This window comes from Rhodococcus aetherivorans (genome assembly GCF_025722975.1).
Lineage (GTDB): Bacteria > Actinomycetota > Actinomycetes > Mycobacteriales > Mycobacteriaceae > Rhodococcus > Rhodococcus aetherivorans.
Window position 1 is genome coordinate 1 of the sequence record NZ_CP106982.1, and the last position, 21,868, is coordinate 21,868.

The 21,868-nt window shown below is 69.6% G+C and carries 22 protein-coding genes; 10 read left to right on the forward strand and 12 right to left on the reverse strand.

Translation table 11 applies throughout. From position 1 onward, the window contains the following. Both OCS65_RS00005 and OCS65_RS00010 read left to right on the forward strand, forming a co-directional pair. Positions 1 to 1,347 carry an MFS transporter gene (locus OCS65_RS00005; RefSeq protein ID WP_185713440.1) on the forward strand — a complete coding sequence of 449 codons (1,347 nt, stop codon included), beginning with the start codon at positions 1 to 3 and terminating at the stop codon, positions 1,345 to 1,347. 167 nt (positions 1,348 to 1,514) lie between these two features. After that, positions 1,515 to 3,056: an acyl-CoA synthetase gene (locus tag OCS65_RS00010; RefSeq protein ID WP_102800185.1), complete on the forward strand. Its 1,542-nt coding sequence runs from the start codon at positions 1,515 to 1,517 to the stop codon at positions 3,054 to 3,056. A 368-nt stretch (positions 3,057 to 3,424) separates the two neighbouring features. Here the strand turns inward: OCS65_RS00010 and OCS65_RS00015 are convergent, their stop codons facing one another. Further along, positions 3,425 to 3,802: a MerR family transcriptional regulator gene (locus OCS65_RS00015; RefSeq protein WP_006944555.1), complete on the reverse strand. Its 378-nt coding sequence runs from the start codon at positions 3,800 to 3,802 to the stop codon at positions 3,425 to 3,427. Positions 3,803 to 3,935: 133 nt separating this feature from the next. Here OCS65_RS00015 and OCS65_RS00020 point away from each other — a divergent pair, with 133 nt between their 5' ends. Then, positions 3,936 to 5,552, forward strand: a complete 1,617-nt coding sequence (locus OCS65_RS00020; protein ID WP_006944556.1) for a SulP family inorganic anion transporter — start codon at positions 3,936 to 3,938, stop codon at positions 5,550 to 5,552. A gap of 309 nt (positions 5,553 to 5,861) precedes the next feature. Here the strand turns inward: OCS65_RS00020 and OCS65_RS00025 are convergent, their stop codons facing one another. From OCS65_RS00025 to OCS65_RS00035, 3 genes are all read right to left on the reverse strand, one after another. Further along, entirely contained in the window at positions 5,862 to 7,091 is a 1,230-nt protein-coding gene (locus tag OCS65_RS00025) for an acyl-CoA dehydrogenase family protein (protein ID WP_006944558.1), read from the reverse strand. Positions 7,092 to 7,120: 29 nt separating this feature from the next. Beyond that, a complete protein-coding gene (locus OCS65_RS00030) occupies positions 7,121 to 8,182 on the reverse strand; it encodes a phosphotransferase family protein (protein ID WP_029546980.1) in 1,062 nt (353 codons plus the stop codon). 175 nt (positions 8,183 to 8,357) lie between these two features. Continuing rightward, positions 8,358 to 8,987, reverse strand: a complete 630-nt coding sequence (locus OCS65_RS00035; RefSeq protein WP_044476384.1) for a TetR/AcrR family transcriptional regulator — start codon at positions 8,985 to 8,987, stop codon at positions 8,358 to 8,360. A gap of 202 nt (positions 8,988 to 9,189) precedes the next feature. On the opposite strand from OCS65_RS00035, the gene mihF reads away from it, so the two are divergent. Continuing rightward, positions 9,190 to 9,507, forward strand: coding sequence for an integration host factor, actinobacterial type (gene mihF / locus OCS65_RS00040; protein ID WP_006944561.1), 318 nt, complete (start codon positions 9,190 to 9,192; stop codon positions 9,505 to 9,507). Between the two features lie 120 nt (positions 9,508 to 9,627). Further along, positions 9,628 to 10,545: a cation diffusion facilitator family transporter gene (locus OCS65_RS00045; RefSeq protein WP_029546978.1), complete on the forward strand. Its 918-nt coding sequence runs from the start codon at positions 9,628 to 9,630 to the stop codon at positions 10,543 to 10,545. A gap of 70 nt (positions 10,546 to 10,615) precedes the next feature. On the opposite strand, the gene OCS65_RS00050 is transcribed toward OCS65_RS00045, so the two are convergent. The 4 genes from OCS65_RS00050 to OCS65_RS00065 form a co-directional block, all read right to left on the reverse strand. Next, complete coding sequence (locus OCS65_RS00050) at positions 10,616 to 11,098, reverse strand: iron chaperone (protein ID WP_065923206.1); 483 nt, start codon at positions 11,096 to 11,098, stop codon at positions 10,616 to 10,618. A gap of 34 nt (positions 11,099 to 11,132) precedes the next feature. Further along, entirely contained in the window at positions 11,133 to 11,801 is a 669-nt protein-coding gene (locus tag OCS65_RS00055) for a VOC family protein (protein ID WP_065923572.1), read from the reverse strand. 5 nt (positions 11,802 to 11,806) lie between these two features. Further along, positions 11,807 to 12,328, reverse strand: coding sequence for a helix-turn-helix transcriptional regulator (locus tag OCS65_RS00060; RefSeq protein ID WP_102800187.1), 522 nt, complete (start codon positions 12,326 to 12,328; stop codon positions 11,807 to 11,809). 139 nt (positions 12,329 to 12,467) lie between these two features. Continuing rightward, positions 12,468 to 12,878, reverse strand: coding sequence for a VOC family protein (locus OCS65_RS00065; protein ID WP_050034359.1), 411 nt, complete (start codon positions 12,876 to 12,878; stop codon positions 12,468 to 12,470). Positions 12,879 to 12,998: 120 nt separating this feature from the next. Here OCS65_RS00065 and OCS65_RS00070 point away from each other — a divergent pair, with 120 nt between their 5' ends. Beyond that, a complete protein-coding gene (locus tag OCS65_RS00070) occupies positions 12,999 to 13,448 on the forward strand; it encodes a helix-turn-helix transcriptional regulator (protein ID WP_029546973.1) in 450 nt (149 codons plus the stop codon). Positions 13,449 to 13,504: 56 nt separating this feature from the next. Next, positions 13,505 to 15,922: an ATP-binding cassette domain-containing protein gene (locus OCS65_RS00075; RefSeq protein WP_373566492.1), complete on the forward strand. Its 2,418-nt coding sequence runs from the start codon at positions 13,505 to 13,507 to the stop codon at positions 15,920 to 15,922. 36 nt (positions 15,923 to 15,958) lie between these two features. Here OCS65_RS00075 and OCS65_RS00080 read toward each other — a convergent pair whose 3' ends face one another. Together OCS65_RS00080 and OCS65_RS00085 are read right to left on the reverse strand one after the other, a co-directional pair. Continuing rightward, a complete protein-coding gene (locus tag OCS65_RS00080; protein ID WP_263508359.1) occupies positions 15,959 to 16,729 on the reverse strand; it encodes a thioesterase family protein in 771 nt (256 codons plus the stop codon). 155 nt (positions 16,730 to 16,884) lie between these two features. Next, positions 16,885 to 18,264, reverse strand: coding sequence for an MBL fold metallo-hydrolase (locus OCS65_RS00085; protein WP_006942079.1), 1,380 nt, complete (start codon positions 18,262 to 18,264; stop codon positions 16,885 to 16,887). 128 nt (positions 18,265 to 18,392) lie between these two features. On the opposite strand from OCS65_RS00085, the gene OCS65_RS00090 reads away from it, so the two are divergent. Then, complete coding sequence (locus OCS65_RS00090) at positions 18,393 to 18,695, forward strand: metal-sensitive transcriptional regulator (RefSeq protein WP_006940428.1); 303 nt, start codon at positions 18,393 to 18,395, stop codon at positions 18,693 to 18,695. 42 nt (positions 18,696 to 18,737) lie between these two features. Here OCS65_RS00090 and OCS65_RS00095 read toward each other — a convergent pair whose 3' ends face one another. Then, positions 18,738 to 19,370 (reverse strand): class I SAM-dependent methyltransferase, encoded by a 633-nt coding sequence (locus tag OCS65_RS00095; protein WP_102800064.1) that lies wholly within the window; start codon positions 19,368 to 19,370, stop codon positions 18,738 to 18,740. A gap of 39 nt (positions 19,371 to 19,409) precedes the next feature. Then, the gene (locus OCS65_RS00100; protein WP_263508363.1) at positions 19,410 to 19,754 is read right to left on the reverse strand and encodes a glutaredoxin domain-containing protein; all 345 of its coding nucleotides are present in this window, start codon (positions 19,752 to 19,754) and stop codon (positions 19,410 to 19,412) included. A 207-nt stretch (positions 19,755 to 19,961) separates the two neighbouring features. Between OCS65_RS00100 and OCS65_RS00105 the strand changes: the two genes are divergently transcribed. Beyond that, the gene (locus tag OCS65_RS00105) at positions 19,962 to 20,846 is read left to right on the forward strand and encodes a slipin family protein (protein WP_263508365.1); all 885 of its coding nucleotides are present in this window, start codon (positions 19,962 to 19,964) and stop codon (positions 20,844 to 20,846) included. A 198-nt stretch (positions 20,847 to 21,044) separates the two neighbouring features. Continuing rightward, positions 21,045 to 21,866: a class II glutamine amidotransferase gene (locus tag OCS65_RS00110; RefSeq protein WP_006940434.1), complete on the forward strand. Its 822-nt coding sequence runs from the start codon at positions 21,045 to 21,047 to the stop codon at positions 21,864 to 21,866. Positions 21,867 to 21,868: the final 2 nt, after the last annotated feature.

Here is a 21,868-nt window from a genome sequence, read left to right on the forward strand (position 1 = left end):
ATGGCCACCCCCTCGGTTCCACAGGCGCAGGAGACGGCGCCCAGCTCTCCGCCACCCGCCGCCCCGCCGCACTCGCGCCGGGCGGCCCGCAAGGCCGCGTTCGCTGCCGCGGTGTCGACCTCCCTCGAGTGGTACGACTTCTTCATCTATGCCACCGCCGCGGCGCTCGTGTTCAACAAGACGTTCTTCGCCACCGGCAGCGAGGTCGTGGCCGCGCTCAATTCGTTCGCCACCGTCGCGGTCGGCTTCGTCGCCCGCCCCATCGGCGGGATCGTCTCGGGCCACTTCGGCGACAAGTACGGGCGCAAGCCGGTACTCGTGACCGCCATCCTGCTCATGGGTGTCGCGACCACCCTGATCGGCTTCGTGCCGAACACGTCGATCACCTGGCTCGCCCCCGCGATGCTCGTCCTGCTGCGCATCTGCCAGGGACTGGCGGTCGGGGCGCAGTGGGGCGGCGCGGTCCTGCTGGCCACCGAGTACGCCCCGGCCCATCGCCGCGGCTTCTACGGAAGCTTCGCCCAGCTCGGCATCCCGATCGGCGTGGTGATGGGCAACGCGGTCTTCCTGGCGGTGGCGTGGGCGGTCTCGCCCGAGGCGTTCACCTCGTGGGGCTGGCGCGTGCCGTTCTGGATCAGCCTGTTCATGCTGTTCGTCGCCTTCGCCATCCACCGCTACCTCGAGGAGACCCCCGAGTTCCAGCAGGTGGAGGCCAAGCTCGCGGCCGCGCCGGCCCAGCGGCGTTCCCCGGTCCTCGAAGTCCTCCGGCACAACAGCGGCACCGTGCTCATGGCCGGCGGCACCTATCTCGTCGGCATCGTGATGTTCTACATCACCATCACCGGCTCGGTGCAGGTGGCCACGACCAACCTCGGCATCACCCGTTCGGACGTGCTGGCGATCATCCTGATCGCCGCGGGTGTACTCGTGCCGATGGTGCCGCTGACCGCCTACCTGTCGGACCGCTACGGCCGCAAGCTGATCTACGGCATCGGCATCGTCGGCATGGGCCTGTGGGCCGTGCCGATGTGGCTGCTCATCGGGGCGTCCTCGTCGGAGGACATCTGGCCGCTGGCCGTCGCGCTGATCGTCTCCTGCGTGGTGATGTCGTTCCAGACCGGGCCGCAGGCCGCCCTGTTCGCCGAACTCTTCCCCCCGGAGATCCGTTACTCCGGAGCGTCCCTGGGGTACCAGGCGGCATCGATCCTCGGCGGCATGGCGCCCATGGCAATGGTCGCGCTGATCAACGGGGAGGTCGCCAACCTCTGGCGCGTGGGGCTGCTCATCGCGGCGCTCTCGGTCCTCGCCCTCGCCTGCCTGGTGGCCCTCGCCCGTCGTCGCGCCTGACCTCCCGGCGCCACTGACCCTTCGGCGCCACTGCCCCTTCGGCGCCACTGACCCTTCGGCGCCACTGACCCTTCGGCGCCACTGACCCTTCGGCGCCACTGACCCTTCGGCGCCACTGCCCTCCCGGGCGCCACTGACTCTCCGCCCGAACGAACACTGGAGACCCCATGTATCCCGGTGCCTACCTCGACACCACTGCGCACAAGCCGGCCGTGATCATGGCCGACACCGGCCGGACGGTCACCTTCGCCGAGCTCGAAGCCAACTCGATCCGCATCGCCCGCCACCTCCGCACGCTGGGACTGCGCCGCGGAGACCACGTCGCGGTGCTCGCCACCAACACTCCCCGGGTGTTCGACATCTACTGGGCGGCAATGCGGTCGGGCCTCTACGTCACGATGGTGAACTGGCATCTCACTCCCGGCGAGGCCGCCTACATCGTCGACGACTGCGGCGCGAAGGCCGTGCTCGTCGACGCCGCGCTGGAGGAGATCGCCCGGGTGCTTCCCACTCTGCTGCCGAACACCGAACACCGGCTCGCCTTCGGTGGCACGCTCCCCGGATACGCCGACCTGGACGCGGCCGCGGCCGCCGCGTCGGATGCCGCGCCCGCCGATCAGCCCCGGGGGGCGGACATGCTCTACTCGTCCGGCACCACGGGCCGCCCCAAGGGCATCAAGCCCGCGCTGCCCGACCGCCAGGTTCACGAACCCGGTGACACGATGACCGCCATGAACGCCTCGGTGTGGGGCGTAAATCCGGAGACGGTGTACCTGTCCCCCGCACCGCTGTACCACGCGGCACCGTTGCGCACCTGCGCCGCGGTGCAGGCCCTCGGCGGCACGGTCGTCGTGATGGGCCGCTTCGACCCCGAGAAGGCCCTCGAATACATCGAGCGGTACCGGGTCACCTACAGCCAGTGGGTGCCCACCATGTTCGTGCGCATGCTCAAACTGCCGGAGGACGTGCGCTCCCGCTACGACGTGTCCAGCCTGCAGGTCGCCGTGCACGCCGCGGCCCCCTGCCCGGTCGAGGTCAAGCGGCAGATGATCGCGTGGTGGGGCCCGATCCTGTCGGAGTACTACTCCTCCACCGAACTCAACGGCCTCACCCTCGTCGACACGGAGGAATGGCTGCGCAAACCCGGCACGGTGGGCCGGGCCGCGCTCGGCGTCGTCCACATCTGCGGCGAGAACGGCGAAGAACTGCCGGCGGGGCAGATCGGCACGATCTATTTCGAACGCGACCTGCTGCCGTTCGAGTACCACAACGCACCGGAGAAGACCCGCGACGCCCAGCACCCGCACCACCCGGCGTGGACGACGACCGGCGACGTCGGTTACCTGGACGAGGACGGGTATCTGTTCCTCACCGACCGTGATTCGTTCATGATCATCTCCGGCGGAGTCAACATCTACCCGCAGGAGATCGAGAACGCGCTCGTCGAGCACCCCAAGGTCCTCGACGCCGGCGTGATCGGGGTGCCCGATGCCGAGATGGGCGAGATCGTCACCGCGGTGATCCAACCGGCCCCCGGCTTCGACGGCGACGACGCGCTCGCCGCCGAACTGGCCGACCACCTCCGCGGTCGCCTCGCCAAGTACAAGCTCCCGCGCCGGATCGTGTTCAGTGACGACATGCCCCGGACACCGACCGGCAAGCTGGTCAAGCGCAAGCTGAAGGAGCGCTTCGTCGACACACCGGTGTGACGCCGGGCCGGGAAACCCGGTCGACGACGAAAACGACTCGGCCTGCCGCTCGTTGCGAACGCGGCAGGCCGAGTCGTCGTCGGTTCGCGGGTGCGTTCTCGCCGGTTCGGCAGCCCGCAGCCGTCCCGGCCGCAGCAGCGGTTCCAGTTCGCTCCACTGCGCCCGCAGTAGCCGCTACAGCCGAACGTGTCGGCGGCCGCCCACTGCACGGCATCCCGGTGACAGCTCAGTTCGATGCGGTCGCGTCGGGGCCGCTGTCCGCGGGCGGTCACGTCCACATCGAAATCGATGCCGGCGACGCGGTCGCCGGCGGGCGCGGGATCCGGTGCCCGTCCTCGGCGCAGTCACCGCCGACGCCGACGGCAGGGTCAGGCTCCGGTGGCGTGCTCACCCAGGATGGTGGTGAGTTCTTCCGCGTACGCGAGCTGCGTGCGCAGACGAGCGCAACTGTCCTCGGCCCGCCGATGGAACTCCGCCAGCACGCCGCGTGCGTCGGCGGCCCCCTGCCCGGAGGTCGCGGCGGCGGCGATCCGATCGAGAGCGGCGAGCAACGCGCGCATCTCGTCGAGGGTGAACCCGAGCGGTTTCATCCGCCGGATCACCAGCAGGCGCTGCACGTCGTCCTCGGTGTAGAGGCGGAACCCGCCGGCGCTGCGGGCGGACGGGGTGACCAGGCCGACCTCGTCGTAGTGACGGATGGTCTTGATCGACAGCTCGGTGCGCGCAGCCACCTGCCCGATCTGCATATGCCCCGAATCGATAGTCACAGCCGCACCCTTTCCTCCCGGTCGCGCCTCCACCGTAGCGAGCGGCCCGACCCTCGATTCGAACTCTACCCTCACCGGAGGGTAGAGTTCTGCGGGTTCCGCGGACGAGACGATGCCGTCCCGCCCGCGCGGGGGCGTCGCCCCCGGCTTCTCATGGAAAGAAGACACGACTGTGACAACTCCTGCCGGGACAACTCCTGCCGGCAACGCGCCGGCGGTCCACGAGGCGGACGACGATCCCGTCCTCTCGGTGCGCGCCGCCCTGCGCTCCCCGAAACGCCTGAAGACCGAGATCCTGGCCGGCCTGGTCGTGGCCCTGGCACTGATCCCGGAGGCGATTTCGTTCTCGATCATCGCCGGCGTCGACCCGCGGGTCGGGCTGTTCGCCTCGTTCACCATGGCCGTGACGATCTCCATCGTCGGTGGCCGGCCGGCGATGATCTCTGCCGCCACCGCCGCGATCGCGTTGGTCGTCGCGCCGGTGGCCCGCGAGCACGGCTTCGACTATCTCGTCGCCACCGTCCTCCTGGGCGGCCTGTTCCAGGTGGTGCTGTCGGTCCTCGGAGTGGCCAAGCTGATGCGGTTCATCCCGCGCAGCGTCATGGTGGGCTTCGTCAACGCCCTGGCCGTCCTGATCTTCACCGCCCAGCTGCCGCACCTGATCGACGTCCCGTGGTTGGTCTACCCGCTGGTCGCCGTCGGACTCGGCGTGATGGTGTTCCTCCCCAAGCTCACTTCCGTGGTCCCGGCGCCGCTGGTGGCGATCGCGGTGCTCACCGCCGCCGTGCTCGCCTTCGGCTGGGACGTGCCGAACGTCGGCGACGAGGGTGCGCTGCCCGAGTCCCTCCCGGCGCTGTTCCTCCCCGACGTGCCGCTGACCACGCAGACCTTCGCGATCATCGCCCCCTACGCGCTCGCGATGGCCCTGGTCGGCCTGCTCGAATCCCTGATGACCGCCAAACTGGTCGACGACATCACCGACACCCACTCGAACAAGACCCGTGAGGGCTGGGGCCAGGGGGTTGCCAACCTGGTCACCGGATTCTTCGGCGGCATGGGCGGCTGCGCGATGATCGGCCAGACCATGATCAACGTCAAGGTCTCCGGGGCCCGCACCCGCATCTCCACCTTCCTGGCCGGGGTGTTCCTCCTGATCCTCGTCGTCGCCCTCGGTGACGTCGTCGCCCTGATCCCCATGGCCGCCCTCGTGGCGGTGATGATCATGGTGTCGGTCGCCACCCTCGACTGGCACAGCATCGCCCCGCGCACCCTGAAGCTGATGCCGCGCAGCGAAACCCTCGTGATGCTGGTGACGGTCGCCGCGACCGTGATCACCCACAACCTCGCGATCGGGGTGATCCTCGGCGTGGTCACCGCGATGGTGCTCTTCGCCCGCCGGGTCGCCCACCTGACCAGCATCGAGAAGGTCTCCGAAGCCGACACCGACCACGACGGCAAGGTCGACACCCGTGTCTACAAGGTGCACGGCGAGCTGTTCTTCGCCTCCTCCAACGACCTGATCTACCAGTTCGACTACGTGGGCGACCCGCGCAACGTCGTCATCGACCTGACCGGCGCCGACATCTGGGACGCCTCCACCGTGGCCACCCTCGACGCGATCCGGCACAAGTACGCCAACAAAGGTAAGAGCGTCGAGATCGTCGGCCTCGACGGCGCCGGCCTCGAACGCCTCGACCGGCTCTCCGGGCGACTCGGCGAAGGTCACTAGCTGCCGGTGTGCTCGCCTCGTCCATGCGGGCGCGTGCTCGACGAGCTGCGCACCGCCCGGCCGGTGCGAGTGGTGGATCTACCGGTTCCGAAGTCGCGCGGATCGACGCCGGAGTGTGGCCGACCGAGTGCGATCCCTCGGGGCACCTGCACACCCGGTGTTGGGCGGCCGTCGTTCTCGTCGCGAATCCGGATGTCGACGGCGCGCAGGAGCGGCCCCGCCACGACGAGCACACTCCGGCGTGGATGCTCGCCGTCTCCCCTGCCGCCCGCACTCACCCTGCCGTCGTCGTCGCGGTGGGGTGTAGTCCTATCCGCGGACCTCGCGCAGCACCGGAGTCGCGGCGAACTCGGCGCGAGCGAGGGACCTGCGGTGCACCTGATCGGGGCCGTCGGCGATCTGCAGGAACCGCGCCTGCGAGTACAGCATTGCGAGCGGTGTGTCCTGGGACAGGCCCGCACCGCCGAAGATCTGGATGGCGTCGTCGACGATCTTCTTCACCGTCAGCGGCACCATGACCTTGGCGGCGGCGATGTCGTGCCGGGCGGCCTTGGCGCCCTCGACATCCATCCGCCACGCGGCGCGCAGCACCATCAGGCGGGCCGCATCCACCTGGATGCGTGCGTCGGCGACAGTGGCCTGCACGACCCCTTCGTCGGCCAGCGGCCTGCCGAATGCGACGCGGGTGCGCGCCCGCTCCGTCATCAGCGCGACGGCGCGTTCGGCCATGCCGATCAGGCGCATGCAGTGGTGGATCCGGCCCGGTCCCAGGCGGGCCTGCGCGACGGCGAATCCCTTGCCGCGCGGGCCGAGCAGGTTCGCCTTGGGCACCCGCACCCGGTCGAAGACGATCTCGCCGTGCCCGCCCTCATGCCGGTCGTCGAACCCGAGCACGGACGTGGAGCGGACGATGTCCAGGCCCGGCGTCTCCATCGGGACCAGCACGATGGAGTGCCGGGATCCGGCCGGAGCGCCGGGATCGGTGACCCCCATGACCATCGCGACGCGGCAGTCCTCCCGCAGTGCGGCGGTGGACCACCATTTGCGTCCGGTGAGCACCCACTCGTCGCCGTCGTCGGCGATCTCGAGGCGGACGTTGCTCGCGTCCGAGCTGGCGACGTCGGGTTCGGTCATCGAGAAGCAGGACCGGATCTCACCTTCCAGCAGGGGGCCGAGCCACTGCTGCTTCTGGGCGTCGGTGCCGTATCGGGCGAGCAGCTCCATGTTCCCGGTGTCCGGCGCGGCGCAGTTGAGCGCCTCCGGGGCGAGATGCGGGCTCCATCCGGTCAATTCGGCCAGCGGGGCGTATTCGAGATTGGTCAGGCCGGCCCCGCCCGCCTCGGGGAGGAAGAGGTTCCACAGCCCCTGCCGCTTGGCGGAAGCCTTGAGGTCGGCCATGATCGGCGGGGCACCCCAGTAGTCGGGCTTGCTCGCGAGCTGCTGCGCGGCGATCGGCTCGGCCGGCAGGATGCGTTCCTGCAGGAAGCCGGTGAGCCGGTCCTGCAGTTCGCGGACCTTGGGGCTGTATTCGAAATCCATTGTTGCTCCGATTCTGAGGGAGTGATCGCCTAGCGGCGCAGTTCGGGAAGGGCCGAGGTGGCAGCGAGATCGAGGGCGCGCCGGAGCAACGGCCCGACCATGTCGGCGATGCCGTCGAAGCCCTCCCCCACCGTCTCGCCCCGGTCGTGGCGGGCACCGATGCCCTCGAGGATGACGGCGATCTTGAAGTCGGCGAAGACGGTGTACCAGTCGATGTCGGCGAGATCGATTCCGCGCGCGGCGGCGTAGCGCTCGAGCAGCTCCGTGCGGGTGGGGAATCCGTCGAGGGTGGCGAGGCCGCGGGTGATGGGGTTGTATGCCGCACCGGGAACATCCCAGAAGCTCAGCATGATTCCCACGTCGGCGAGGGTGTCGCCGAGGGTGGCCATCTCCCAGTCGAGCACGGCGGCGATGCGTCCGCGATCCTGCGGCGCGGCGAGGACGTTGTCGAGCTTGACGTCGCCGTGGACGATCCCGGGGTGGCGGGTCTGCGGCAGCGCGCGACGGAGCTTGTCGAGCAGCACCGCCACCTCGGGCCGGTCGACGCGGCGAGAGGCCTCCCACTGCTTCGCCCACCGGCCGAGCTGGCGCTCGAGGTAGCCGTCCGGACGGCCGAAGCTGCCGAGCCCGACGGCGTCGGGGTCGATGTCGTGCAGCGCGGCCAGGGTGTCGGCGAGCGAGAACCCGAGGCGGCGACGCTCGTCGGCGGTGAGGGCCGAGGCCTGTTCGACGGTACCGACGGCCACGCCGTCGACGAGTTCCATCAGATAGAACTTCGCGCCGAGGATGCTCTCGTCCTCGCACAGGTGCACCGCGCGGGGCACGGGGACGGACGTGCCACCGAGGGCGTTGATGACGGTGAACTCGCGCCGCATGTCGTGCGCGCTGGGCAGCACGTGCCCGTACGGCGGTCGGCGCAGCACCCATGCGTGCTCGTCGTCGGCGAGCCGGTAGGTGGGGTTGGAGCGGCCACCGCCGATGAGGGAGGCGGTGAGCGCGCCGGTGACCTCACCGCCGAGTACGCGCTGCAGGTGGACGGTCAGCGCGTCGAGATCGAGGTCGGCGACGGCGCCCGCAGGCGATGCAGTCATCGCGGATTCCTTCCTGCGTAGGCCTGTCGGCCAAACGATCGTTCGGATGACCTACAGAGTCGCCGAACGAGCGTTCGGTGTCAACACGGCTACCGAAGGACGGGATCCCATCTGCGATAATGCCGATGCGGAAGGAAGATGCTGCAGCACCGAAGAGGCGGCAGCCGATCAATCGTTAGGAATCGGAGAGGCCGCCGTGACGGGGACGGTGCTGCACCATCGCCAGGGCCAGATCCGCGTAGCGGTCCGCGAGCTCCTCCGGCCGCAGCGGCCCGTCGGACCGCCACCAGGCGCACACCGACTGGCCCATGTTGATGATTCCGCGCACCGCATCGCGCGGGAACTCCACCTCGAAGGCCCCCTCCTCGACGCCCCGCTCGACGACGTCGCGGAACAGACCCTCCTGTTCGTCACGCAGCGCGACGACGAGCCGGCGGCCGGCCTCGTTCAGGCTGCGCAGTTCCGTCGCACCGACCAGCGCATCGAGCTGCCGGGTGGTGTGGAACATGACCCACGCGCGCACCAGCGCCTGCAGCTGCGCGTCCGGCGAACCCCCCGCCCGCAGCAACGCCCCGCGGGTCATGGCGATCGCATCGTGCAGCGCCCGGGTCATGATGTCCTGCAGGATCTCCTGCTTGGACTTGAAGTGGTGGTAGATCGAGGCGACGGTGATGTCGGCGTCCCGGGCGATGTCGCGCATCGAGGTGCCGTGGTACCCGCGCTCGTTCATGTTCCGCATCGCCGAGTCGAGGATCGCCTGCCGGCCGTTGCCGGTCCCGACCGTAGCCGCCTTCGCCGCGCACATCGTCAACTCCGTCCCGCCGGTCGTGAACCGGTGACAGCGTAGTCGCAGGGCACGGGCCGGGATCGGCCGGATCCGCACCGCGAACCCCGCGGATCTGCCGTCCCCGCGTGCCGGAACGACGAATTGTCGGTCCGACCTGGCAGCATCAGCCGCGGCAGCCTCGCCCGGGGCCGCTCACCATCGGACAACACAGGGGGCCGTCATGCCAGCACCCGTTCTCACCGACGAACAGCGCACCGCCGCACTCGCCAAGGCCGCCGAAGTGCGCAAGGCCCGCAGCGAGCTGCTCGCCGCCGTCAAGGCCGGAGAGCTCGACGTCTCGGCCGTGCTCGACAAGGCGGAGACCGACGAGGTCGTGAAGAAGACGAAGGTCTCGGCCCTGATCAAGGCGCTGCCCGGCGTCGGCGCGGTCAAGGCCGCCAAGCTCCTCGAGCAGCTGTCGATCCCGGACACCCGCCGCATCGGAGGCCTCGGCGCCAACCAGCGTCAGGCGCTGCTCGACGCCACGACGGCCGCCTGACGCACCGTCCGACCCGACGCAGGTGTTCCCGCGCCCCGAAGTGGGAACACCTGTCCGGGCGCGTTCTGCGCCGACCGCGCGCTCCGCGACCGAGGAGACCGACGGACCGGGAGGAGCCGGATGGGGACGACGTCGACGCCCGAATCGCGGCAGCGGCAGGATCGGCTGCTGTTCCGCTTCATGCTGCTCTCGCTGGCCGCCGCCGTGGTCACCATCGTCCTCAAGGCGAGCGCCGCGTGGGCAACCGGCTCGGTCGGGTTCCTCTCCGACGCCCTCGAATCCGGGGTCAACCTCGTCGCCGCAGTGGTGGCGCTGATCGCACTGCGGGTGGCGGCCCGGCCCCCGGACGCCAGCCACCACTTCGGTCACGGCAAGGCCGAGTACGTCTCCGCCCTGGTCGAGGGTGCGATGATCTTCGTCGCGGCCACCGCGATCGTCTGGACCGCGATCGAACGCCTGATCAGTCCGATTCCGCTCGTCCAGCCCGGGCTCGGGCTGGCCCTGACGACCGTCGCCTCCCTGATCAACCTGGCCGTCGGGATCACCCTGCAGCGCGTGGGTCGCACGCACCGCTCGATCACGCTCGTCGCGGACGGCAAGCACCTGTTGACCGACGTGTGGACCTCCGCCGGAGTGATCGTCGGCATCGTGCTGGTCACCGTCACCGGCTGGGAACCCCTGGATCCGATCGTGGCCCTCGTCGTGGGTGTCAACATCCTGTGGACCGGATACCGGCTGCTTCGCGGCTCGGTCAGCGGCCTGCTCAGCGCCGCCCTCCCCCAGCACGAACAGGACCAGGTCAACGCCGTGCTGGACCGGTTCCGCGCCGAGTGCCCGGTCGAGTTCGCGCCGCTGCGCACCGTCGAATCGGGCCGGCAACGCCAGGTGTTCGTCGTCGTGACCGTTCCGGGCGACTGGACCGTGCGGACCGCCCACGACATGGCCGACCGCATCGAGGCGGCCATCGACGCGGTGCTGCCGCACACCGAGACCTTCATCCACGTGGAACCGGCCACCACCGGGCCCGGCAACGCCTGACCTCGGTCCGCCTCGTCACGGTCGTCGGCTCGGCTCGATCGGGTTCAAGGCAACGCCGGCACCGACGGCCTCAGCCCACGGCCTTCCTCACGAGCGCGCTGATGCGCTGTTCTTGGGCTGCGGTCAGCTCCTTCAGGGCGTAGGCGATCGGCCACATGGCGCCGTCGTCGAGCGCCGCCTCGTCGCTGAAGCCGAGCGTGGCATACCTCGACCCGAACTTCTGCGCGCTCTGGAAGTGGCAGAGGACCTTGCCGTTTCTGGCGTACGCGGGCATCCCGTACCAGAGCTTCGGCGCGAGGTCCGGAGCGGCGGTCTTGATGATGTCGTGGATCCGCTCGGCGAGGACCCGGTCCGCTTCCGGCATCTCGGCGATCTTCGCGAGCACGTCCCGCTCCGCTGCCGCCTCCTTCTCCGCCCGCGAACCGCGCCGCGCCGCCGCCTTCTTCTGCTCCTGCGCGTGCTCCTTCATCGCGGCCCGCTCCTCGGCGGTGAATCCGTGGTACTGCTCGGCGCTCGCGCCGGAGTTCTCGGTGGACGACTTCGCTTGCTGCATGGCAGGTTTCCTCTCACAACAGGGATGAGGCAGGTCAGGACTGTGCAGGCACCGCGGGCGGCGCGGGGGTGAGCGATGTGGCAGCCTCCCAGGCGAATCCGTCCGGGTCGATGAAGGGGCCGGCCGTGCTGCCGAGGACGATGCGGTGCGAGCCGGTGCCGTCGGCGGGGACGCCGAGGTCCTTGGCCAGGCCGCGACGCTTGTACAGCGCCAGCTTGACGGGGCTGGACTCGCCGGCAGTGAACTGGGCATACTTGCCGCCGAAGCTCTTGGCCACGGTCAGGCCCCGGCCGACGTAGAACTGCTTGCTGGCCTTCACGTCCTCCACACCGAGCAGCAGGACGATCTCGTCGATCTCAGAGGTGGCCGGGCCGGTGTCCTTCTTCGCCGAGGTCGCGACCTTCCAGATCGTCCCGTCCGGGGCCTGGACGACTCCGCCGTAGCCCCAGAGCGACTTCGCGGCGGGTCTGAGCACCGTGGCGCCGGCGTCCACGGCGGCGCCGAGGAAGCTGTCGACGGTGGCCGGCCGGGACACCGTGAGCGCCAGGGTGAAGCCACGGAATCCGGTGGAGTGCGACTCGGATGCCCGCAGGCGTAGGTACGTGTCCACGCCGAAGGCGGTGTAGAAGCGGTGGGCGGTCTCGGGGTCGGCCACCTCGAGGGTGACAGATGCGATGGACGTGTCGGATGCGGTGGTTGTCATGACCATCACGCTAGGGACTGCTTGCAGGCCGGGGCTTCTCGATTCCTGACCGGTCGTGCCACCTGCTTCGCCACACACGCCGGCATCCCGCCCGTCATGACCGCAGAGCCCGCATCGCGGGCCGTACCCGCAGCATCGTCATGGCCGGACGCAACATCCGCCGCCAGGCGCCGGAAGACGCCGGGCGGCATGCCGACCAGCTCGGTGAAGCGGGTGGTGAACGTGCCCAGCGACGCGCAGCCGACCGCGAAACACACCTCGGTGACGCTGAGATCGCCGCGACGCAACAGCGCCATCGCGCGTTCGATGCGCCGCGTCATCAGGTACGCGTACGGCGACTCGCCGTACGCGGCCCGGAACTGGCGGCTGAGGTGCCCGGCCGACATGTGCACGCCACGGGCGAGCGCCTCGACGTCCAGCGGCTGCGCGTACTCCCGATCGATCCGGTCGCGAACGCGGCGCAGCCGCGCGAGATCGGTCCGGCGCTGCGCGTCGGCGCGTGCACGCCGCCATTCGGGCCGACACATGAGAGCACTCCCCTCTCCGTCTTCCGCGCGGCCCTGGTGGGCCGTCGGCAGGGCGGGCACCTCTGCGACGGTGCGCTGCCGCCCTTGTTGCCGGTGGTCGCCGTGCCGGCCGGCACGGCCGCATCGACGCCCGTACGTCTCAGCGAAGTTCCTGGATGCGGACCATGTTGCCCGCGGGGTCGCGGAAGGCGCAGTCGCGGATGCCGTACGGCTGTTCGGTCGGCTCCTGGACGACCTCGGTGTCGCCGGCCTGCACCTTTTCGAATGTGGCGTCGAGGTCCCGGGTGGCCAGCAGGATCCAGCCGTAGGTGCCCTTCGCCATCATCTCCGAGATAGTGCGGCGCTCGTCGTCGGTGATGCCCGGGTCGGCGGCCGGCGGCGCCAGGAGGAGGGACGTGTCGGGCTGACCGGCCGGGCCGACCGTGATCCAGCGCATCCTGCCCTGCCCCACGTCGCTGCGGACCTCGAAGCCGAGGACGTCGCGGTAGAAGGCGAGCGACGCGTCCGGGTCGTCGTGCGGCAGGAAGCTCGTGTGAATGGTGATATCCATGACGAGCAGGTTAGGAGCGGCTCCGTGTCCCGCGCTTCTCGATTCCTGATCGATCCGGCCTCGTGGGGGGGCGGTCGGCAGCGCTGGGCAACTCCGCTGCGACGTGGCACGATCGCGTGGGTGACCAGCAGACCCGCTGACGCGCAGCACCTGCGTGACCTCGCGCGGCTGCGCCGCGTCCGTGACCGGATCGATCGGGAGTACGCGCAGCCGCTGGACGTCGAGGCGCTCGCCCGTGGCGTGCACATGTCGGCCGGGCACCTCAGCCGCCAGTTCCGGGCCGCGTACGGGGAGTCGCCGTACGCGTACCTGATGACGCGGCGCATCGAACGCGCGATGGCGCTGTTGCGTCGCGGCGATCTCAGCGTCACCGAGGTGTGTTTCGCGGTCGGCTGCGCGTCGCTGGGGACCTTCAGCACTCGCTTCACCGAATTGGTCGGTGTGCCCCCCAGCGTCTATCGGCGTCAGGCCGCGCGCACGGCGGCGGGGATGCCGTCGTGCGTCGCGAAGACGGTGACCAGACCGATCAGGAATCGAGAAGCGGGAGTCACCGAGCCGCACCTAGCCTGACCGCCATGGACGTCACCATTGACTCGAGCTTTCCCTTCCCGGCAGATGGAGACACCATGAGCATGGCCACGAGGACGGACACGCGGTCGTCTGCGCCGCACATTGCCGACAGTCACGATCTGATCCGCGTGCACGGTGCGCGCGTGAACAACCTCAAGGACATCAGCGTCGAGATCCCGAAGCGCCGGCTGACGGTGTTCACCGGCGTCTCCGGTTCGGGCAAGAGCTCTCTGGTGTTCGGCACCATCGCCGCGGAGTCGCAGCGGATGATCAACGAGACCTACAGCGCCTTCGTGCAGGGTTTCATGCCGACGCTGGCGCGGCCCGAGGTCGACGTCCTCGAAGGATTGACGACCGCGATCATCGTCGACCAGGAGCGGATGGGCTCGAACCCCCGCTCCACCGTCGGCACCGCCACCGACGCAAACGCGATGCTGCGCATCCTCTTCAGCCGGCTGGGGCAGCCGCACATCGGCTCGCCCAACGCGTACTCGTTCAACGTCCCCTCGGTGAAGGCCAGCGGTGCGATCACGGTCGAACGCGGCGCCGGCAAGACGAAGACCGAGAGGGCGACCTTCACCCGGCTCGGCGGCATGTGTCCGCGCTGTGAGGGGATGGGCGCGGTCACCGACTTCGACCTGTCCGCGTTGTACGACGACGGTCTGTCGCTCAACGAGGGTGCGCTCACGATCCCCGGTTACAGCATGGACGGCTGGTACGGCCGGATCTACCGGGGCTGCGGCTTCTTCGACCCGGACAAACCGATCCGCAAGTACACCAGGAAGGAACTGCACGACCTGCTGTACAAGGAGCCGACCAAGATCAAGGTCGAAGGGATCAACCTGACGTACGAGGGGCTGATCCCGAAGATCCAGAAGTCGATGCTGTCCAAGGACGTCGACGCACTGCAGCCGCATATCCGGGCGTTCGTGGAACGGGCCGTGACCTTCTCCACCTGCCCCGAGTGCGACGGCACCCGGCTCGGCAAGGAGGCCCGGTCGTCGAAGATCAAGGGAAAGAACATCGCCGACGTCTGCTCGATGCAGATCAGCGACCTGGCCGTCTGGGTCCGGAGCCTCGACGAACCGTCGGTGGCCCCGCTGCTCACCGGGCTGCAACACCTTCTCGACTCGTTCGCCGAGATCGGGTTGGGGTACCTCTCACTCGACCGGCCGGCGGGCACCCTCTCCGGAGGAGAGGCACAGCGCACCAAGATGATCCGCCACCTCGGTTCCTCGCTCACCGACGTCACGTACGTGTTCGACGAACCCACCATCGGCCTGCACCCGCACGACATCGCGCGTATGAACGACCTGCTGCTGCAGCTGCGCGACAAGGGCAACACGGTGCTCGTCGTCGAGCACAAGCCGGAGGCGATCGCGATCGCCGACCACGTCGTCGACCTCGGACCGCGCGCCGGCACCGAGGGCGGCGAGGTGGTGTTCGAGGGCACCGTCGAGGGGCTGCGTGCCAGTGGCACGCTCACCGGGCGGCACCTGGACGACCGGGCGTCGGTGAAGCCCTCGGTGCGGACACCGTCGGGTGTGCTGGAAGTGCGCGGCGCCGGCACCCACAACCTGCAGGACGTCGACGTGGACATTCCGCTCGGCGTGCTGGTCGTCCTCACCGGGGTGGCGGGCTCGGGCAAGAGCTCGCTGATCGACGGTTCGGTGTCCGGGCGCGACGGAGTGGTGTCGGTCGACCAGGGGGCGATCAAGGGCTCGCGGCGGAGCAACCCGGCGACGTACACCGGACTGCTCGACCCGATCCGGAAGGCGTTCGCGAAGACCAACGGCGTGAAGCCGGCGTTGTTCAGCGCCAACTCCGAGGGCGCGTGCCCCGCCTGCAACGGCGCCGGAGTCATCTACACCGACCTGGGCGTCATGGCCACCGTCGAATCCACCTGCGAGGACTGCGAGGGGAGGCGGTTCCAGGCCGAGGTGCTGGAGTACACGTTCGGCGGCCGGAGCATCGCCGACGTGCTCGCGATGCCGGTGGCCGAGGCCGAGGAGTTCTTCGGCGCCGGCGAGGCGCGGATCCCGGCGGCCCACAAGATTCTGCAGCGGCTCGCCGACGTCGGGCTCGGCTACGTCACCCTCGGCCAGCCGCTCACCACGTTGTCCGGCGGTGAGCGGCAGCGACTCAAGCTGGCCACCCGGATGGCCGAGAAGGGCGGCGTCTACGTCCTCGACGAACCGACAACCGGCCTCCACCTCGCCGACGTCGAGCAACTGCTCGGCCTGCTCGACAGGCTCGTCGACTCCGGCAAGTCCGTCATCGTCATCGAGCACCACCAGGCGGTCATGGCGCACGCCGACTGGATCATCGACCTCGGCCCCGGCGCCGGCCACGACGGTGGCCGGATCGTCTTCGAGGGCACACCCGCCGACCTCGTCACCACCCGCTCCACCCTCACCGGCGAGCACCTCGCGGCCTATGTCGGCGCCCGGCCGGGCCCGTCGCGGACACCGTGAGGCGAGTTCGCCCCACGGGTGCGACAGCCCTCGCCGTCAGTTGGGGCGGACGGTGAGGATCTGGGACACGGTGCCGACGGGGCCGTGCGTGTCGTGGAGGACGCTGCTGGTCAGCCCCAGGCCCTCGGGACCGAACGAGACGGTGGTGTCGAAGCCGAGCCAGTCGCCCCGGGGTTCGGTGAACAGGTGGGCGGTGAGGTCGACGTTGGGGAAGGCGACGTCTTTCGGGGACACGCGCACGGTCATGCCGTTGGCGATGTCGAACAGTCCCGCGGCACCGGCCAGCGCGCTGACCTTCTCGTCGAGCACGAGGGGCAGCGGCGTGCGCACCCAGTACGCCGCCCGGCCGGGCTCGAGCTGGATGCGGCGGATCTCGGTGGAGGCGATGAACCCGCCCGGCCACACCGTCGAGGCGTCCCAGGGAGCCATGGCGTCGGGCGGGTCGATCCGCGGCAGCGACGTCGCCTCCAGCGCGGGGGTGGGGCGGGATTGCATGAGCCAGGCCCGCAGCCGTACGACGGCGCGACCGTCGTGGGCGAGGACGGCCTCGACGAGCTCGATGGTGCGCCCGGGACGCAGGACGGTGACGGTGGTCTCGACCGTGTCGACCGGGACGGTGCCGAGGATGTCGTAGGACAGGCGGCCGACGACCAGTCCGTCGTCGCGGCGTGCGTCACGGTCGCATTCCACGGCGTGCACCAGCAGACCCAGTGCGGGCGCGATGTGCTGCTCCTGCGGGTTCCAGGCACCGCTGACGTGGTGGGTCGGCCGGAACGCGGCCGGACCGATCCGTTCGAAGTAGGTCATCTGCTGCTCCTTGCGCGGGGTCGGTGACTCATCCGGGCATGATCCCAGTCGATCACGACCCCTCTTCGGACCGGACGGGTGCGGCGCAGAGCGACGGCAGCCCGCCCCCTGGTCGGCCAGGGGGCGGGCTGCCGCGTATTTCGGACGGTGCGGGATCAGGCGGGGACGTGGGCCTCGGCCCAGGCGTTGTAACCGCCGAGCAGGTCCGAGACGTTGTCGAAGCCCTGCGCCCGCAGCAGCGACGCGGCCACACTCGAACGCCACCCACCGGCGCAGTGCACCACGATCGGCTTGCCGGTCGGCACCTGCCCGAGCCGGGTCCGCAGCTGCGCCAACGGGATCGGCACCGCCCCCGGAATCACCCCGAACTCGCGTTCACCGGGATTACGGATGTCGACCAGCGTCACCGCATCGGCGGCGAGCAACTCGTCGAGCTGCGCGACGGTGGTCCGCGGCGCGGTCTGCACCAGATCCGCCAGCTCCGCCGGGAACACCCCGTCGTGATCGACGGTGAGATAACCGGCCGCGTTGTCCGACCCGATCCGGGCCAGCCGCACCGCCGCGTCCTGCTCCTCCCCCGGATAGGTGATCAACACGATCTTCTCCCCCACCTCGGCGACCATCCCGCCGGTCTCGGCGAACCGGCCGTCGAACCCGACGTTGACCGACCCGCGCAGATGCCCCGCCGCGAAATCGTCCACACCGCGCGCATCGAGCACCCGGGTCCCGGCGGCCAGCTCCGCCCGCACCCGCGCCGGGCTCAGCTCCGGGATGGTGCGCCCCCGATCGAGCAGCGGATGCACGCTCTTGTTCAACCCGGCATCGACCGAGAAGTAGGCCGGCGCGGCCGGCTGCCCCTCGGTGACCAACGCCACGAACGCCTCCTCGCTCATCGGCTGCACCGACGGATTGCTCACCCGCTGCTCCCCGATCGTCGAGGTCAGCTCCGTCGACAGGTTCTTCCCGCACGACGAGCCGGCACCGTGCGCGGGCAGCACCGTGACCGCATCGGGCAGGGTCAGCAGCTTCTCGTGCACCGTGTGGTACATCGCCCGCGCCAGATCCTCGGTCGACGAATCCCCCAGATTCACCAGGTCCGGACGGCCCACATCACCGATGAACAACGAATCCCCGGTCAGCACCGCGGCCGGGGTCGCCCCCGGATGCTCGCGCACCAACACCGAGATCGACTCCCAGGTGTGCCCCGGGGTGGCCAGGATCTCGAGGTCCACCTCCCCGAGGGACAGGTGCTCCCCGTCGCGCAGCCGCCGGATCGGGTAGTCCGCCTCGGCGGCCTCCCCGAACCCGATCCACGCCCCGGTCGCCTCGAGCAGCTCCAGATGCCCGGAGACGAAATCCGCGTGGAAATGCGTGTTGATCACACCCTCGATGCGCAGCCCGTGCCGCGCGGCGTCGTCGAGGTACTCGGTGACATCGCGGCGCGGATCGACCACCACCGCCCGGCCGGTGCCCTCGTCACCGATCAGGTACGACGCGTGCGACAGGCACTCGATGTAGTACTGCTCGAGAATCATCGTGGTTCCTCCGTATGGGTCGATTTCGTCCTCGATATGGACAACCCTGCCACATACCCCCTAGGGTATGTCAAGTACCCCATGGGGTATCCCTTCGAACCTCGTCCCCTACCGCAGGAAGCACAGCGATGAACACTCCCGTCGACCCCGTCCCCAGGACCGCCGTCACCCCCGAAGCCGATACGCAGGTGCTGCACCGGCTGCGCCGCGCGCAGGGGCAGCTCGCCGGCGTGATCGCCATGCTCGAATCCGGCCGCGAGTGCCGGGACGTGGTGACCCAGCTCGCCGCCGTCTCCCGGGCGCTCGACCGCGCCGGGTTCAAGATCGTTGCCGCGCAGCTTCGTCGGTGCATGCTCGACGAGGAGGACGACACGTGCCCGGACCGGCTCACCGAGGAACAACTCGAGCGCCTCTTCCTCGCCCTGGCCTGAGGGAGACCGCCCGACGACGACGTTCGCGACGTGGTGGCGCGATCAGCGCCGTCGGGCCCTGACCACCGTGTCGTGCACGGTGACGGCGCGTCCGTCCGGGTCGGTGACCGACCGCGCGACGGCGGCCTCGGTGACGACGTCCCAGCCGTCGGGATCGAGCAGCGCCACGACGTCCGCTCCCGTGAAGAACAGCTCGGGCCGCGGCGGGCGCGGCACGGTGGTCTGCAGGTCGGTGGGGTGATGCCCGACGATCAGGAGGGTGCCGCCGGGAGCGACCGCCTCCGCGAGCCCTCGAAAGAGGACGTCGCGTTCCGGTGGCGGCAGGTGCATGTACTGCGCGGAGACCAGGTCGTACCGCCCCCGGCCGGGGTCCCACGCGGTGAGATTCTCGTGCAGCCACGTGATGCGCCCGGCGATCTCGGCGCCGGCCCGATCCGCGTGTTCGGCGGCGCGTCGCAGGGCGACGCCGGACACGTCCACGCCGTCGACCCGCCAGCCGCGCCGCGCCAGCCAGATGGCGTCCGCGCCCTCGCCGCAGCCGACGTCGAGGGCGAGGCCGGGCTCGAGTTCGGCCGCCTCCCCCACGAGGTGACGGTTCGGCTCACCGCTCCAGAGCGCGGGACGGGAACGGTAGCGCTCGTCCCAGAGTTCTTCGTCGAGTTGGTTTTCCGGCACTGCGACTCCTTCGGTCGTCGGTACGGGTGGTCGGGCGCGTCAGCCGCGGAGCGGGAAGCCGATGCGGGACAACAGCTTCCGGGGACGAGACACCGGCGCCGGGAGCAGTTCGCCGGCTCGCTCGGGGAGTTCCCGCTCGATCGCGGCCTCGATCTCGCGCACCCCGGGATTGACCAGGGCGACCCGTCCCACGAAGACGGTCGGCACGGTCTCGTCGCCGCCGGTGACCGCACGGACCCGCGCCGCGGCCGCGCGGTCCTGCCAGATGTCGATCTCGCGGGTGTCGATGCCGCGTCGGCGCAGGGCCCGGCGCAGCCGCGAACAGAACGGGCACCCGGGTCGCCACAGCACTTCGATCCCGTCGACGAAGTCCGACGATGCCATCTCCTCGCTCCTCTCACAGCACGTCCCGACCAATATACCGGAGGGGGTATGTTTCCTCCGGTGTTGCGCGCGGTCTCGTACGGACGCGGCTCGGAAGGTCTCGAACTCGCCGATCCGCCCCGGCGGTGACTTTCGACCCTTCCCGGCCGCGGTCCACGAGCGCACGGTGAAGGCAACCGCGACCTGCTGCGGGATGGGAGGAACGTCGTGACCACCTGGATCATCCTCGCCGCCGTGCTCCTCGTCGTGGTGATGTTCGTGTTGTCGCAGTCGGTGCACGTCGTCACCCAGTACGAGAAGGGCGTGCTCTTCCGGTTCGGCCGGCTGCTCGGGGTGAAGGAACCCGGCCTGCATCTGATCATCCCGATCGTCGACCGCCTCACGAAGGTGTCGTTGCGGATCGTCACGATGCCGATCCAGTCCCAGGGGATCATCACGCGCGACAACGTCAGCGTGGACATCTCCGCAGTCGCCTATTTCCGTGTCATCGACGCCGTGAAGTCGGTCGTCGCGATCGAGAACGTCGCCGCTGCGATCGACCAGATCGCCCAGACCACGCTGCGCAGGGTGGTCGGCCGCCACACCCTCGACGAGGCGTTGTCGGAGACCGACGTCATCAACGTCCACATTCGAGAATTCCTCGACGTGTCCACCCTCGAATGGGGCGTGGAGGTGACCCTGGTGGAGTTGAAGGACATCCAGCTTCCCGACAGCATGAAACGCGCCATGGCCCGCCAGGCCGAGGCCGAGCGGGAGAAGCGCGCCAAGATCATCGCGGCGGAAGGCGAGTCGATGGCGGCCGCCGCGCTCGGAGACGCCTCCGACACGATGATGGCCCACCCCCTGGCCCTGCAACTGCGCAACCTGCAGACCCTGGTGGAGCTGGGGGTCGAGAAGAACACCACCGTGGTGTTCCCGGCCCCCATGATGAGTGCCATCGGCGAACTGAAGACCTTCCTCGAACACGAAGCCACCGCGGCAGCGGCAGCGGCCGCCCAGCGCACACCGGTGACGCCCACCTCCGGCCTCGTCGGCAACGGCACGTCGGCATCCGTCGCGACGACCCCCACCGCGCCGGCGCGAGGAGGGTAGGGCCAGGACGGGACTCGACGGTGGAGCGGTGATCGTCCCCGGTGGCAGCCGCGGCATTGCGGTCGACGACGATGCCACCACGGGCGTGATTCTCGATCTCCGGCGGACCGGCATGCAGTGACCGCAGGTGAGCCCACTGCCTTCTTTCCGGCCCGGGGGGCGACACCCGGGTGCTTCAATGGTCGGGTGTGCAGATGGATGGCCTACTCGGGCGAGCCGATCCTCGTGGAGGATCTGCTGTTCAAGCCCGAGCATTCACTCATCGACCAGAGCCTGCACTCCCATCTCGGAGCCACCACCACCAACGGTGACGGATTCGGAATCGGCTGGTACGGAATAGGTTCCGAACCGGCGATGTTCAAGAGCATCGATCCGGCGTGGAACAACCACAACCTGCGGGAGATCGCCGGGCAGATCCGCACCCCGCTGCTGTTCGCGCACGTGCGGTCCTCGACCGGCACGCAGGTGCAGCGCAGCAATTGCCACCCGTTCCGGCACGAGGAATGGCTGTGGATGCACAACGGCGAGATCCTCGGCTTCCGGGACATCAAGCGGGAACTGATGATGGCCGTGGATCCGTCGCTGTACCCGGACATCGCGGGTACCACGGACTCCGAGGTGCTGTTCTTCCTCGCTCTCACGTTCGGTCTCCGGGACGATCCGTTCACCGCGGTCGGCCGTGCGATCGGGATGGTCGAGAAAGTCGCCCGCCACCGCGGGATCGACGATCCCGTGCAGATGACCGTGGCCACCACGGCCGGCGACACCATCTGGGTGTTCCGCTACTCCAGCGAGGGCCGGACCCGGTCGCTGTTCTACTCCACCGAGGTCGCCAAGCTCCGCGAGCTGCACCCCGAGGTGGAGATGTTCCATCGTCTGGGCATCGACGCCCGGTTCGTCGTGTCCGAACCGCTCCGCGATCTGCCGGGCGCATGGAACGAGATGCCCGAGTCCTCCGCCGCCGTGGTCGGCCCCGCGGGCAACGACATCCGGCCGTTCCGGCCGCTCGAGCCCGTCTGACG

Excerpts from the sequence above, each read along its gene's own strand:
- mihF (WP_006944561.1), top strand. The coding sequence starts at position 9,190 with ATGCCAGCACCCGTTCTCACCGACGAACAGCGCACCGCCGCACTCGCC.
- OCS65_RS00110 (WP_006940434.1), top strand. The coding sequence starts at position 21,045 with ATGGCCTACTCGGGCGAGCCGATCCTCGTGGAGGATCTGCTGTTCAAG.
- OCS65_RS00025 (WP_006944558.1), bottom strand. The coding sequence starts at position 7,091 with ATGGATTTCGAATACAGCCCCAAGGTCCGCGAACTGCAGGACCGGCTC.
- OCS65_RS00010 (WP_102800185.1), top strand. The coding sequence starts at position 1,515 with ATGTATCCCGGTGCCTACCTCGACACCACTGCGCACAAGCCGGCCGTG.
- OCS65_RS00030 (WP_029546980.1), bottom strand. The coding sequence starts at position 8,182 with ATGACTGCATCGCCTGCGGGCGCCGTCGCCGACCTCGATCTCGACGCG.
- OCS65_RS00050 (WP_065923206.1), bottom strand. The coding sequence starts at position 11,098 with ATGCAGCAAGCGAAGTCGTCCACCGAGAACTCCGGCGCGAGCGCCGAG.
- OCS65_RS00080 (WP_263508359.1), bottom strand. The coding sequence starts at position 16,729 with ATGACCTACTTCGAACGGATCGGTCCGGCCGCGTTCCGGCCGACCCAC.
- OCS65_RS00085 (WP_006942079.1), bottom strand. The coding sequence starts at position 18,264 with ATGATTCTCGAGCAGTACTACATCGAGTGCCTGTCGCACGCGTCGTAC.
- OCS65_RS00090 (WP_006940428.1), top strand. The coding sequence starts at position 18,393 with ATGAACACTCCCGTCGACCCCGTCCCCAGGACCGCCGTCACCCCCGAA.
- OCS65_RS00065 (WP_050034359.1), bottom strand. The coding sequence starts at position 12,878 with ATGGATATCACCATTCACACGAGCTTCCTGCCGCACGACGACCCGGAC.
- OCS65_RS00035 (WP_044476384.1), bottom strand. The coding sequence starts at position 8,987 with ATGTGCGCGGCGAAGGCGGCTACGGTCGGGACCGGCAACGGCCGGCAG.
- OCS65_RS00015 (WP_006944555.1), bottom strand. The coding sequence starts at position 3,802 with ATGCAGATCGGGCAGGTGGCTGCGCGCACCGAGCTGTCGATCAAGACC.
- OCS65_RS00060 (WP_102800187.1), bottom strand. The coding sequence starts at position 12,328 with ATGTGTCGGCCCGAATGGCGGCGTGCACGCGCCGACGCGCAGCGCCGG.
- OCS65_RS00020 (WP_006944556.1), top strand. The coding sequence starts at position 3,936 with ATGCCGTCCCGCCCGCGCGGGGGCGTCGCCCCCGGCTTCTCATGGAAA.
- OCS65_RS00055 (WP_065923572.1), bottom strand. The coding sequence starts at position 11,801 with ATGACAACCACCGCATCCGACACGTCCATCGCATCTGTCACCCTCGAG.
- OCS65_RS00100 (WP_263508363.1), bottom strand. The coding sequence starts at position 19,754 with ATGGCATCGTCGGACTTCGTCGACGGGATCGAAGTGCTGTGGCGACCC.
- OCS65_RS00005 (WP_185713440.1), top strand. The coding sequence starts at position 1 with ATGGCCACCCCCTCGGTTCCACAGGCGCAGGAGACGGCGCCCAGCTCT.
- OCS65_RS00075 (WP_373566492.1), top strand. The coding sequence starts at position 13,505 with ATGAGCATGGCCACGAGGACGGACACGCGGTCGTCTGCGCCGCACATT.
- OCS65_RS00045 (WP_029546978.1), top strand. The coding sequence starts at position 9,628 with ATGGGGACGACGTCGACGCCCGAATCGCGGCAGCGGCAGGATCGGCTG.